This is a genomic window from Streptomyces sp. QH1-20, assembly GCF_041283565.1.
GTDB classification, from domain to species: Bacteria; Actinomycetota; Actinomycetes; order Streptomycetales; family Streptomycetaceae; genus Streptomyces; species Streptomyces syringius.
The window spans coordinates 7,720,365-7,733,080 of the sequence record NZ_CP166299.1; the positions used below are offsets into that span (position 1 = coordinate 7,720,365).

Sequence of the window (12,716 nt, forward strand, 5' to 3'; positions counted from 1 at the left end):
GACTGGCTCAACGGCCTCCACCGATGACACGACGTCCCGACACGACAGGAATGTGATGACCACCAGTAGTGCAAGCAGCAGCGACCTCCTCGACCAGGACGTCATCGAGGGACAGTCCGGGTACACGAAGTCGTTCCTCAACCTCTACGACCTCGCGGTGTTCCGCGGCACCGCGCCCCTGTGCTGGCGCTGCCCGCCGGCGGTGTCCCGGCAGATGTACGACACCTGCGTCGGCGCCGAACACCTGGAGATAGGGGTGGGCACCGGCTACCTCCTCGACCACGCGCGGTTCCCGGTGCCCGACCCGCGGATCACGCTCGCCGACCTGAACCCCAACTCCCTCGCGCACACGGCACACCGCCTGAGGCGCTACGACGTCCGCACGGTCCGCGCGAACGCCCTGGAGCCGCTGCCCGTGCCGGAGAAGTCCTTCGACTCGGTCGGGATGAGCTATCTGCTGCACTGCGTTCCGGGGAGCCTGAAGGAGAAGGGGATCGCCCTCGCGCACGCCGCGGCGGCGGTGCGCCCCGGTGGTGTCGTCTTCGGCGCCACGGTGCTCTCGGGCGGTGTCCCGGTGACCCTCGCCGGCCGCCGGGCGATGGAGTGGCTCAACAAGCAGGGCGTCTTCCACAACGAGCAGGACACCTACGAGGACCTCCGCGACCAGCTCGGGACGCACTTCGACCGCTACCAGCTGACGGTGCGCGGCTGCGTGGGCATCTGGCGTGCCTGGACGGACTCCTGAGGCTCGACGCGGCGGTGCGGCCCGGGATCCTTCCCGGGCCGCACCGCGTTCTCCGCGCCGCTACCGCGGCGACCGGTTCCCGTCCGGCTGCCGCGGCACCGTACCCGGACGGGACCTCGTCACGGCGCCCACCGTCGGCTCCACGGGCCGGCTCAGTCCCCGGTACAGCTCCTCGGCCCGCTCCAGGTGCGCCTCGGCGGCCTCCTCCTCACGCACCGCCCGCAGGGCCCTGCCGAGAGCCTGGTGGCTGCGCGCCATCAGCAGGGGCTCCCCGGCCAGCCGGGCGCCGGTCAGGGCGTCCCGCGCGGTGCCGACGGCGCCCTGGGAGTCCCCGGTCGCCAGCAGCGCTTCGGAGAGCCGGAACAGACACTCCGTCTCGTTGCGGGCGTGGCCACTGTCCCGGGCCCGCTCCAGCACCCGGCGGTACTGCCGGGCCGCCGCCGCGTGGCCGCCGCCCCGCAGCAGACTGTCCGCCTCCGTCATCAGCACCCTGATGAGCCACTTCTCGTCCTCGCTCCGGGTGAAGACACCCGTCAGTTCCCGGCACCGCGACCCGATCAGGTCCAGGTCCATCCGCCGGTCCGGGTCCTCGACCTCGATCCGGAGCAGGACGGTGTGCCGTCGCGCGACCAGCTCCCGGTCACCGCTGACCGCCGCCAGAGCCACCGAACGCTCCGCGCAGTCGCGGGCCGCCGCGAAGTTCCCGAACTGAAGCTCCAGTTCGGCCAGCATCGCCAGCGTGAACAGCACCAGCAGGAAGGGCCGATGGCCGTCACCCGGCGCCGGAGCGTCCTCGAAGGCCTCCAGGACCTTCAGCAGATGGGCCCGTGAGCGATGGAGCGACGCGGGCGAGGAATGCTTCTTGAGGATCACTCCCGCCGCGTAGTGCGCGCTGCCCGCGATGTCCGCGCCGCAGTGCGCGAGAGCGGCCGGGACCAAAGCCGTCGCGGCCTGCGCGAGCGGACCGAGCGGCACGACCTCCTCGAAGCAGGGCACGAGAGTGAGGATGTCCACGGCCAGTGCCACCGCGTCGGGGTCACCGCAGGCCGCCGCCTGCTCGACGACCGCGGCCACCGTGGGCATCGCGCCCCGTATCCACACCATCGCCCGGTGGCCGTCCTCCAGCTCCGGGCCCGCCGACCGCCTCGGGTGGATCTCCGCGGTCAGCGGCCCGGCCAGGGGCTGCGAGGCCCGCACCGCGGCCACGACGCCGGCACACAGGTAGTCGGCCGCGCGGCGCACCACCTCGCGGCGTTCCGCTTCGGTCAGCTCCGCCTGTGCCTTCGCCCGTGCGTACGCGCCGACCAGGTCGTGGAAGTGGTAGTCACCCGGTGCGCGGGTCTCCAGGAGCACGGCGTCGACCAGCGCTTCCAGCACCGTCTCGGCGTCCCGCTCGGGCAGCTCCAGCACGGCCGCCGCCCCCTTGACGTCGAACTCCGCGCAGTGCGGGATGGACAGTGCCATGAACGCCCGCGCCTGCCGGGGAGTCAGCTGGGAGGCCGACAGCTCGAAGACCGCCTCGACGGTCAGCTCACCCACCCGAAGCTCTCCGAGCAGCCTGGCCTGGTCCGAGACGCGTGCCAGCAGCGTGGCGACGGTCCACGCCGGCCGGCTCGCCAGCCGGGCCCCGGCCGCCCGCAGCGCCAGCGGCAGATGCCCGCAGGCCGCCGCCAGCGCCGCGACGGCACCCGGCTCCTCCTCGATCCGCCGCACCCCGGCGACCTTGCCGATCAGCTCCACGGCATCGCCCGGGCCCAGACCCACCAGGGGCACGGTGAGGGTGGCGGGCATCGCCGCCAGCGCCCGGGCCGTGATCAGCACAGCGCACCGGGCCGCACCCGGCAGCAACGGTTCGACCTGCGCCACGCCGGTGGCGTTGTCCAGCACGACCAGCACGGCGCGCCGCGACAGCAGGGTGCGGAACAGCGCCGTGCGGTCGGCGAGCGACGCCGGGAAGCGCTCCTGGGGAACGCCCAGTGCCGTCAGGAAGCTCGTCAGGACCCCGGACGGGTCGCGCGGAGCCCCGTCGGGCCCGCGCAGATTCGCGTACAGCTGGCCGTCGGGGTAGGTCCCGGCGACTGCGTGCGCCGCGCGCAGGGCCAGCGCGGTCTTGCCGACCCCGCCCATGCCCGTGATGACCGCGACGGTGTGCTCGCCGCCGCCGGTGAGCGCGGAGACCAGCGCGGACATCTGGTCGTGACGGCCGGTGAAGTCACAGGGCGCCGGCGGCAGCTGAGCGGGCGGCGGCGGGCCCTGATCCGCCGGCCGGCCCGGGCCGGACCGCGACGGTACCCCCGTATCGTCCGCGGCAGGGGCCGTGAGCAGTGCCCGGTCCTCCGCCAGGATGGCCGCGTGCAGTGCCCGGAGCGCGGGGCCCGCGTCGATGCCCAGCTCGTCCGCGAGCACCCGGCGGGCGTGGTCGTAGGCCAGCAGCGCCTCGGCGCCGCGGCCGGAACGGTAGAGCGCGAGCATCAGCGCGCCGTGCAACCGCTCCCGGTACGGATAGGCCTCCAGGGCGCGCAGGATGTCCGGCACGAGCTCCGCGCTGTGCCCGCACTCGAGCAGCAGCTCCACGCGGTGCTCCACCGCGGACGCGCGCTGCTCGGTGAGCGCCCGGCGCTGCTCCTCGGCACCGGGACCGGGCAGCCCCGCCAGAGCGGGGCCCCGCCACATCGCGAGCGCTTCGTCCAGACAGACCACGGCGGCCGACGGGTCGCCGTCCCGGGCCCGGCGCCGGGCGCGTGCGGTGAGCCGGGCGAACCGCAGCGCGTCGACGTGTTCCTCGGGGAGCCGCAGCACGTATCCGTCGGCCGTGGTGCCGATGAGCGAGGACGGGCGCGCGCCGCCGTCCGTGTCCACGCGGTCGATGTGCGTCCGCAGCCGGTGCACGTAGTTCACGACCACGCGCCGGGCGGAGGACGGCGGATCGTCGCGGTACAGCCCGTCGATCAACTCGTCGACGGTGACCAGCGACCCGGCGCGCAGCGCCAGGGCCGCCAGGACGGCCTGCGGTCCCGGCGCCCCGGGGCGGGAGGCCGTGCCCTGGTCCGAGACGAACTGGACGGGACCGAGCAACCGGATGCGAGTCACCTCGTGCGGCGCGAGCACTTGCGAACGTCTCCCCCTACCCGATGGATTGCTGATGATCATATGAGGCTTGTCTGTCCGGGCGGGAGGTGCGGCCTTCCACGACCGCTTTCACTGTGCTGCCATGGTGGGATGAGCGAACGGATGCGCGAGGGTCATCGAGGGACCGGGCCGGGAGCCATCACGCCCGACGGGTGTGCGGTCGAGCTCTACGAACGGCTCCCGGTGGGCGACGAGCCCGACGTCATCGCCCGCGCGGTCCCCGCCCGGGCCCGCATCCTCGAACTGGGCTCCGGCGTGGGCCGCATGACGCGTCCGCTGGTCGAGCGGGGCTTCACGGTGACCGCCGTCGACGAGTCCCCCCGGATGCTGGAGCGGGTACAGGGCGCCCGGACCGTGTGCGCTCCGATCGAGGAACTGAAGCTCGACGAGCGCTTCGACGTGGTGCTCCTGGCGTCGTTCCTCATTCACACCGGCGATCCGCGGGTCCGCCGGGGACTGCTGAGGGCCTGCCGACAGCACGTCGCGGACGACGGATGCGTGCTGATCCAGCGCGAGAGCGAGGACCGGCACGAGAACCTGCCACGGGAGCGGGAGATCACCGGGGGCATCGTCCGGGTGGTGTCCTCCGAGCCGGTCCGCGCCGGTGTGCGGTCCGTCCACGTCGAATACCTCTTCCCGGACGTGCGATGGACCCAGACGTTCCTGTCCCGTCCCCTGACCACCGAGGCATTCGAACTGGCCTTGGCCGAGGCGGGACTCGCCGTGGACGCCTATCTGACCGATGACCGCACCTGGGTGCGGGCCCTGCCGGTCAGCGGGGCCTCCCGTGCCGCACCGCTTCCCCGGGTGGGGAAGCGGGCGGCCGGGGCGGACGCGGCTACCAGTTGAGCAGGGGGCTCTGGACGTAGTCGTAGGGGTGCTCGCCGCCGGTCCAGTAGACGCGCAGTTCGCTCTTGTACGCATGGCCCCGGGTCGGGTTGGGGAGCCAGGCGGTACGGTCCCACTGGTTGCACGGGCCGCTGAGGACGCGGTCGACCCAGCCGTCGGTCGCGTCGATTCGGACCAGTTCCAGCCGGCAGTTGGCGTCGGCGTTGGCGAATCGGGCGTGCACGTCGAATCTGACGCTGCCGCCGTCCGCGCTGACGCAGGCCTGCTTCCAGGGCTCGCCGTTGCAGCCGCCGCCGGAGGCGGCCGAGGCCGAACCGGCGGTCAGGGTGAGCGCGGAGCCGGCCATGGCGAGGGTGCCGAGGCCGAGTGCCGCGCGGCGGAGGAGTGTCGAAGCCATGAGTGATCCCTTTCGATGGTGAAGCGGTTTCCTTGGTGCGGCATCACCGTCGGACAGGTTTTTCAACACGCGATAAACGCCAGGTCAGGTGAGGTTTTCCAGGAGGGCCCGGGTCTGCTCGACGTCCGCCTGTGCCTCGCGCTGCTCGAAGAGCTCGAGGGCGGTCCGCAGACAGGCCCGGGCCCTCGCGGCCTGGCCGAGACGGCTCAGGGCGTGCCCCAGCGATCGGAGCAGCCCGGCTTCGAGGATGCCGCTCGTCCGGCGGGCCAGGGGGAGGAAGGTCTCGGCGGTCTCGGCGGTGAGGGCGTGGTGTCCGGCCTCGGCGTGCAGCTCGGCGATGAGATTGCCGGTGGCCGCCTCGAAGGCGGACACCCCCAGGGTACGGAAGAGGGACAGCGCGTCCCGGGCGTGCCGGAGGGCCTCGTCGGCGGCGTCGCACAGGCGCAGCACGCGAGCCAGGTAGTACAGGGAGATGGCGCTGGACACCGACGCCTCGCCGTTGTGCCCGCAGACCAACGAGGCACCCCGCTCGGCTGCCGCACGCGCCTCGGTGAGCCTGTTCCGCCGGGCGTAGTTGAAGGCCAACTCGCCCAGTGCGGTGCCTTCGGCCGTGGCGGCGCCCAGGGTGTGGAAGAGGCGCACCGACGCCTCTCCGTGCGCGATGGCGTCGTCGAAGCGTCCGTGGGTGCGAGCGCCCGCGCACAGAGTGAGGTGGGCCGAGGCGCGCAGCCGTAGATGGGTGTCGTCGGTGCACAGGGCGAGGGCGCGGGTGAGCTCGCCCTCCGCCGGCCCGTAGGAGTTGGCGTGCCACAGGGCGTTGCCCCGGACGTATCGGGCGAGGGCTTCGGCGTCTTGGTTGCCGCGCCGCGCGGCGACATCGGCGACGTCCCCGGCGAGTTCACCGACCGCGGTGAGGTGGGAAATGCCGGAGAGCACGGTGTTGAGCCTGTCGACGAGGTCGGCTGCCTGGGCCAGGGGCAGACCGTCGTCGGCGCAGGCGCGGGCGACCAGGGCACGCTGCACGGGGATCTCCGCGCGCATCCAGTCGGTGGCGTCCTGGGCGGTGGCGAAGGCGAGCCCGGGCGAGTCCACGGCAACGCCGATGAGGGTGCGCTCGGCGGGTTCGACCGAGTGCGCGACGGCGTCGGCGTTGCGCGCGGTGCTCAGGGTGAAGTCCAAGAGCCCGGCGAAGGCCGCGGTCACCGTCGCGGGCGCGTCCTCCCGGGAGCCGGCGGTCCGGGCGAAGGCACGGACGAGGTCGTGGAAGTGGTAGCGGCCGAGCGCGCGGGACTCCAGCAGATTGAGGTCCACGAGCGACTCCAGCAGCTCCTCGGCACTGCCGACGCGGTCCTCCGTATCCTCCGGAGCCCCAGGGGCCGTCCCCAGCAGCGCGGCCGCGCACGGCAGGCCGAGGTCCGGCACGTCCAGGGCGGACAGCAGCCGGAAGGCGCGGGCCTGTTCCGAGGTGAGCTTGGAGTACGACAGGGCGAACGTGGCCTCCATCGCCACGTCCTCGGTGCGCAGCTCGTCCAGTCTCCGGCGTTCGTCGGCCAGCCGGCGGGCCATCCCGGCCAGGGTCCACCCCGGTTCCGCGGCGAGGCGCGAGGCGATGATCCGCAGGGCCAGCGGGAGGAAACCGCACGCGGCGGCCAGCGTGGCGGCCGCCTCCGGCTCGGCGTCCACCCGACGGGCGCCGATGACCCGACGCAGCAGCTCGACGGCCTCGGCGGAGGTCAGTACATCGAGCCGCAGGTGGCGCGCACCGGCCAGCCCGGTCAGCCGGGCGCGGCTGGTGATCAGCACCGAGCAGTCGGCGGACCCGGGGATCAGCGGTCGCACCTGTCCGTCCGACGCGGCGTTGTCCAGCAGCAGGAGCAGTCGACGTTCCGCCAGCGAGGAGCGGTACAGCGCGATCCGCTCGGCGCCGTCCTCCGGAATGTCCTTTTCCGCCGTGCCCAGCTCCCTCAGGAACGCGACGACGACGGCCTGCGGATCAAGGGGCTCGCGGTCGGCGCCGCGCAGGTCCGCGTACAGATGGCCGTCGGGGAACCGGTCCGGTGGCAGCCCGCGGACCGTGTGGACCGCGAGCGTGGTCTTGCCGACGCCGGCCATGCCGTTGACCGAGGAGACGACCACAGCTGATGGGTCCGGGAGCGTGAGCATGCCGGTGAGCGTCTCGACCTCCTCCCGGCGCCCGGTGAAGTCATCGACCACGCAGGGGAGCGGGGCCGGACGCCGAGGCCCCGTCGCCACGGGGGAGCGGGGCGCCCGCTCGGGGAGGTGGAGCGTGGGATCGGAGCGCAGGATCCTCTGGTGCAGCTCCCGCAGGGCCGCGCTCGGCAGACGTTCGGCGGGCGCGCGCCGGCCCGCTTCGGCGTCCAGGTCCCGCCGGGTGTCCTCGTAGACGCCGAGCGCCTCGGCCTGGCGGCCCGAGCGGTACAGCGCGAGCATCTGTACGGCGCGCAGCCGCTGGCTGGTGGGGAACTCGACGGCCAGCGCACCCGTCTCGGCGGCCAGGTTCGGGCGGTCGCCGATCTCCGCGTCGAGCTCCAGCCGGCGCTCGAGCAGCGACTGCCGTACGCCGGCGAGCCGGGCGCGCACCGTCCGGGCCTGCGGGCCGCGGAGCCCGGCCAGCGGCTCGGCCGACCACAGCTCCAGTGCCCGGTCCAGGACCGCGCGGGCCTCGGCCGCCGTGCCGCCGGAGGCCCGGACGCGCTCGGACCGGGCCTCCGCCCGCTCGAACTCCCATATGTCGACGGCCTGGGCGGGGACCCGCAGGGCGTAGCCGTTGCCGACGGTGACGAGAAGGGGCTCGGCGGTGTGCTCGGCCAGGACACCGCGCAGCCGGTAGACGTGGGTACGGACGGCGTGCTCCGGGCGGTCCGGCCGCTCGCCTTCGTCCCACAGACCGTCGACCAGCAGGGGCACCGCCACCGTCCGTCCGGCGGCGGCCAGCAGGGCCGCCAGCAGCTCGCGCTGCTGGGGTCTGCCCAAATCGGCCTCGACGTCGTCGTACCAGGCCCGCACAGGGCCGAGGAGAGCGAACCGGAGCTTCGTCATGTCGTTACTTCGACGCCCAGACCTGAGCGAAGTAGGGCGCCTCGCTGTAGGGCATCGTGATGATCTGCAAGGAGGCGTCGCCTTCCAGCTTGAGCTTCATGACGTCCCAGGTCGGCACGGTGAGCTGGTTCCTGGCGGTGTGACTCTCCCAGCACGGGCGGCCGTTCGGCGCGTACACCACCAGGTTTCCGTCCGTCTGCATCACCGCCCTGCTGCCACAGCCGACCGTGCCGGTGCTCCAACGCACCGCGTCGCCCTCGTAGGCGACGAGGTTGCCGTCGTGCTGCATGACGAGCCGGGCCCGGCCGTTGGTGATGTGGTCGCCGGGGGTGAGTGTCTCGTTGTTCCAGAGGGTGGCGGCACTGTCATCGCGCTCGGCGTGAGCGGTACCGCCGGTCGTCAGCAGGGCCGTGGCGGCGAGCAGCGCGGTGGCGGCGGTGGCGGACAACCGGTGAGTGATCGAACGTCTCTTCGTCATGACGGACAATGTCCACCTCACTGGTGCATGAACCGTAAATGATCGATAAACGCGTCGATCACCGACTCGATCAGCCGACCGTCACCTTGAGGATGCGGCCCGAGGCTTCGACGACGAACATCTCGCGCCGCGGGTCGTGGTCGCCGAAGGCGCGGACGCCCCGGACGCTGGTGGGCGTCCGCAGGCCCTTCACCAGGACACAGGACCGGCCGGTCGCCGGGTCCACCCGGATCAGTTCGCCGTCGCGGAAGCTCGCGACCACCAGATCACCGTCGAAGAAGGTGAGGTCGTCGAGGAGCTTGGTCTTCAGGGGGTTCGGGCTGAGCTCGGTGACCGTGGTGTGCCGCGCCGGGTCCTTCAGGGGGATCCGGACGACCGGGGACGCCGTGTGGGTGATGACGCTCGCGTACAACTGATCGCCGACGACCTCCAGGCCGTTGGTGCCGAAGACATCCGCCTTTCTCGTCCACTCCGCGTCCTCGGTGCCGTCCGGCCGGATCCTGATGATGCCGGTGGCCAGCTCGCGGCTGAGGTAGAAGTTGCCGTCGGCGTCGACGGCGAGGCCGTTGACACCGGATATCCCGTCGACGAACCTCTCGGCCCGCGGACGGTCGGCGGCCGGGTCGAACCGCATGATGCCGCCGTCCCGCGCCAGCGGGTTCACACCGAAGTTGACGTACATCATCCCGTCCGGCCCACGCCGGATGCCTCCGGGGCCGGGCACGGGGAGGCTCGCCTTCAGCGTCCCGTCCGGGGCGTACCCCTCGACGCGGTTCTTGGTCAGGTGCGCGACCCAGAGCGTGCCGCGTCCGTCGAACTCCAGGTTCTCCCGCCAGTCCAGCAGCGGAACGCCGCCTTCCCGGAACACCGTCATCCCGGCCCGCTCCTGGCAGGGATCCAGGGCCGCCGCCGGCGAAGGGCGGGGTGCCGCCGCCGACGGACCCGCGCCGCCCAGCACCGACGCGGCCAACAGACTTCCCACCCATGCCACTGATCGCATACGCATGCCCACCGTTGTACTGTCCCGCCGCTGTTCCCACCCTCAAGTGCCCTGGTGTCTAGGGGTAATCACAGTTGCGCGTGTGACTGGTGGTGCAAAAGTTACTGCTGGGGTCAACGGCCTCGGGAAAGACCGGCGATGGCAGGGCTGTCGTGGCCCACAATGCCGCTATGGCCGACGAGTTGGGCATTCACAACGTCATGCGGGGCACGGCGGAGTACGTGCTGCAGATCGGGCACGTGCACGGAGACGTCACCGTGCATCTGCCGCCCGCCGCCGATCCGGTGGAGCGTGCCGCGTCGGCCTTGGCCCGGAGCATCCGGGTGCAGTGGGCGGCGGAGCTGAACGCCTGGGACCTGGCGTCGGCGGAGCCCCTGGCGGTGCGCTGGACGGCGCGCTGGCCGACGGCCCGGCACGCTGCCGCGACCGGCGACCGGATCGCGACGGTCGTGGACGACTTCCTCCGGCTGCGCCAACGCCGCCTGGTGGTCCTGGGCGGCCCGGGCGCGGGCAAGTCGACGCTGGCCGTGCTGCTGACCCTGGAACTGACGGACCGCTGTCTTTCGGCACAGCGCGCGCGTCATGACGGCGAGGACGGCGACACCCGTCCCGTCCCGGTCCCCGTCGTCCTCACGCTGGAGTCATGGGATCCGCACCGCGAACACTTCCACGCCTGGCTGGCGAGACGCATCGCCGAGGAGCACCCCGGTCTGCCGCCGGTCGACGGCCGGCACCCCGCGGCCCGGCTGGTCCAGGACCGGCGGGTCCTTCCCGTGCTCGACGGGCTCGACGAACTGCCCGAACACCGGCGGTCCCTGGTGGTGCGCGAGATCGACCGGGCCCTCGGTGAGCAGGACGCGGTCGTCCTCACGTCCCGCACCCGGGAGTACCGCACGGGGGAGGAGGCGGGGGATGCCATCGCACGCGCCGCGGAGATGGAGGCCCAGCCCGTCGGCCTGCCGGAAGCCACCGCCTATCTGCTGCGGTCCGCCGCACCCCAGGTCCGCCGGAACTGGAAACTGCTGCTCGACGCGGTGGACCAGGAGCCGGACGGGCCGATCGCGCAGACACTGACGAGTCCGCTGATGATCTGGCTGGCCCGCCGGGGCTTCGCGGCACCGCCCGCCGACCCGCTGGACCTGCTGCGTCTGCCGTTCCCGTCGCGGGAAGCCGCCGAGAGTCATCTGCTCGATCTGATCATTCCCGCGGCCTTCCCCCGGCAGCCGCATGCCCCGGACCGGCTGCACGCCCCGGCCCAGTGGGACGCGCGGCGCGCCGGGCACTGGCTCGCCTACCTCGCAGGCCGTCTCACCGCGCGCCGCACCACCGAACTGGCCTGGTGGGACCTGCACCGATCCGCCCTGGTGCGGGCGTCGATGCTGCCGGTCCTCCTGCTGGTGTGTCTGCTGCTGTCCAAGGTCGCGTCCGCCGGCGTCGGCTGGTTCGCCGCAGGGCAGGCCGACCGGTCCAGGTTCGGGGGAGAGTGGCTGCACGCGTGGGGCCTGGAGCTCGCCCTGTCGGGCGGCCTGCTCCACGGCATGGCGCTGTGGATCGCCGTGGACGTGTGGTTCGGATTCAAACGAGGGCAACCACGCCGGCGCGCCAATCCCTTCCGGATCGGTGCGGCCCTGCGCTCGGCAGGCCGGGCCGCTTCCCTGGGGCGGGCGCTGAAGGCATCGGCGGTGATCGTCGTCCCGGCCACGCTGTTCACGTTCGTGGTGTCGGGGGCTCACGACCCCCGCCCGTATGTGGTGATGATCGTCTGCAGTACCGTGCTGGCCCCCCTGCTCATGGCGACGCTCGCCGCCCCGTCCGACACCGAGGACGCGAGCACGCCCGACGAGGTGCTGGCCAGCGAGCGCACCGCCGCGTGGCTCTCGGTGTGCACGGTCGCCGTGCTGATCGGCATCGGACAGGGGGCACACGGCTGGTACCGCCAGAGCGAGGGATCGTTCGAGGCGGGGATGGCCCGGGCCGTCGCCGGCTGGTTCGGGGCCTCGGTGATGCTGCTGTTGATGAGCCTGTGGAGCCGCTGGCTGCTGGCCAAGAGCTGCCTGGCGATCGCGGGGCGGGTGCCCTGGTCGCTGATGGAGTTCCTGCGCGACGCGCACCACGGCGGTCTGCTGCAGCGCGGCGGCGGCGTCTACCGGTTCCGTCATCTGCGGCTCCAGGAACACCTGGCCGCGAAGACCGGGGGCTCCGGCCCCCACGTCCCGCGGCAGCAGCACACCCCGTGGCAGCCACCCCCGCCCCGCACCCACCCCGCGCCGGCCACCCCGCCCTCGCCGGCGTTCGGGGGTGCCGCGCCGCCGCCCACGTTCCGTGACGCGCTCGCCGAAGCCGAACGGGCCCCGCTGTCCTCCCTCAAGCACTGGAGTGTCCATACGGACGAGCACATGTTCCGGGCCGAGGGCCGGGCGCGCCGGATCTCCCTCGGCCACTGGCCGGTGGTCATGTTCTTCGCCGTCATGACGGTCATCCGCTCGGCCGTGAACGGCGCCTGGCTGCCGGCCCTGGTGGGACTGCTCTTCTGGTGTTTCTTCGGAACCCTGATCATGGTCGTCGTCTGGCTCCTGCCGCCGCAACGGCAGGAGTTGTACATGACCACGGCGTACATCGAGTTCCGGGTGGGCCGCGGCCGTGCCCGGCTGGCGTGGGCCGATGTGCGGGATGTCGCCGTCCGCAAGTTCATCCGCCGCAAGCGGGACACCAAGCTCTACGCCCTCCATGTGCGCCCGCACCCCCGTGCGCCGCAGCCCGCCAGATCCTTCCGCAGCAGCGACGGATGGTTCATGGTCCTGCCGCTGTCCACGAGGGAGGTCGTCCCGCCGGACCTCGCGGCGGCGCTGCGACGCTTCGCCGGTGCCCGCTGGCGGCCGCCCGTGGACATCGCCACGCCACAGAGCCCGCACGCCACGATCCGTAACGAGATCTCCGGGCAGGCGCACGCGGGGGGCGTCATCCAGGCCGGACACGTGCACGGAGACATCACCACCGGGTGGCCGGACCCGCGCGGCACCCGGAGGGATTCGGGGGACAGGTGAGCCCCCGGCTCCAC

The 12,716-nt window shown here is 72.7% G+C and carries 8 protein-coding genes; 3 read left to right on the forward strand and 5 right to left on the reverse strand.

The features are described from left to right. Positions 1 to 55 precede the first annotated feature (55 nt). A complete protein-coding gene (locus AB8O64_RS33925; RefSeq protein WP_370423499.1) occupies positions 56 to 745 on the forward strand; it encodes a class I SAM-dependent methyltransferase in 690 nt (229 codons plus the stop codon). 60 nt (positions 746 to 805) lie between these two features. Here the strand turns inward: AB8O64_RS33925 and AB8O64_RS33930 are convergent, their stop codons facing one another. Continuing rightward, on the reverse strand, positions 806 to 3,853 hold the full coding sequence (locus AB8O64_RS33930) for a BTAD domain-containing putative transcriptional regulator (protein WP_370423500.1): 3,048 nt from the start codon (positions 3,851 to 3,853) through the stop codon (positions 806 to 808). Positions 3,854 to 3,964: 111 nt separating this feature from the next. Between AB8O64_RS33930 and AB8O64_RS33935 the strand changes: the two genes are divergently transcribed. Continuing rightward, the gene (locus AB8O64_RS33935; RefSeq protein ID WP_370423501.1) at positions 3,965 to 4,723 is read left to right on the forward strand and encodes a class I SAM-dependent methyltransferase; all 759 of its coding nucleotides are present in this window, start codon (positions 3,965 to 3,967) and stop codon (positions 4,721 to 4,723) included. Here AB8O64_RS33935 and AB8O64_RS33940 read toward each other — a convergent pair. From AB8O64_RS33940 to AB8O64_RS33955, 4 genes are all read right to left on the reverse strand, one after another. Further along, the gene (locus AB8O64_RS33940) at positions 4,713 to 5,120 is read right to left on the reverse strand and encodes a hypothetical protein (RefSeq protein WP_370423502.1); all 408 of its coding nucleotides are present in this window, start codon (positions 5,118 to 5,120) and stop codon (positions 4,713 to 4,715) included. The two genes, AB8O64_RS33935 and AB8O64_RS33940, sit on opposite strands and share 11 nt — an antisense overlap. A gap of 84 nt (positions 5,121 to 5,204) precedes the next feature. Beyond that, positions 5,205 to 8,180 carry a BTAD domain-containing putative transcriptional regulator gene (locus tag AB8O64_RS33945; RefSeq protein ID WP_370423503.1) on the reverse strand — a complete coding sequence of 992 codons (2,976 nt, stop codon included), beginning with the start codon at positions 8,178 to 8,180 and terminating at the stop codon, positions 5,205 to 5,207. 4 nt (positions 8,181 to 8,184) lie between these two features. Further along, positions 8,185 to 8,658, reverse strand: coding sequence for a hypothetical protein (locus tag AB8O64_RS33950; protein ID WP_370423504.1), 474 nt, complete (start codon positions 8,656 to 8,658; stop codon positions 8,185 to 8,187). 70 nt (positions 8,659 to 8,728) lie between these two features. After that, complete coding sequence (locus AB8O64_RS33955) at positions 8,729 to 9,664, reverse strand: SMP-30/gluconolactonase/LRE family protein (protein ID WP_370423505.1); 936 nt, start codon at positions 9,662 to 9,664, stop codon at positions 8,729 to 8,731. Positions 9,665 to 9,828: 164 nt separating this feature from the next. Here AB8O64_RS33955 and AB8O64_RS33960 point away from each other — a divergent pair, with 164 nt between their 5' ends. Then, positions 9,829 to 12,702: a hypothetical protein gene (locus AB8O64_RS33960; protein WP_370423506.1), complete on the forward strand. Its 2,874-nt coding sequence runs from the start codon at positions 9,829 to 9,831 to the stop codon at positions 12,700 to 12,702. The last annotated feature ends 14 nt before the right edge of the window (positions 12,703 to 12,716 follow it).

Bases quoted from the DNA above. Each gene is read 5' to 3' on its own strand.
- AB8O64_RS33925 (WP_370423499.1), top strand. From the start codon at position 56: ATGACCACCAGTAGTGCAAGCAGCAGCGACCTCCTCGACCAGGACGTC.
- AB8O64_RS33935 (WP_370423501.1), top strand. From the start codon at position 3,965: ATGAGCGAACGGATGCGCGAGGGTCATCGAGGGACCGGGCCGGGAGCC.
- AB8O64_RS33940 (WP_370423502.1), bottom strand. From the start codon at position 5,120: ATGGCTTCGACACTCCTCCGCCGCGCGGCACTCGGCCTCGGCACCCTC.
- AB8O64_RS33945 (WP_370423503.1), bottom strand. From the start codon at position 8,180: ATGACGAAGCTCCGGTTCGCTCTCCTCGGCCCTGTGCGGGCCTGGTAC.
- AB8O64_RS33950 (WP_370423504.1), bottom strand. From the start codon at position 8,658: ATGACGAAGAGACGTTCGATCACTCACCGGTTGTCCGCCACCGCCGCC.
- AB8O64_RS33955 (WP_370423505.1), bottom strand. From the start codon at position 9,664: ATGCGTATGCGATCAGTGGCATGGGTGGGAAGTCTGTTGGCCGCGTCG.
- AB8O64_RS33960 (WP_370423506.1), top strand. From the start codon at position 9,829: ATGGCCGACGAGTTGGGCATTCACAACGTCATGCGGGGCACGGCGGAG.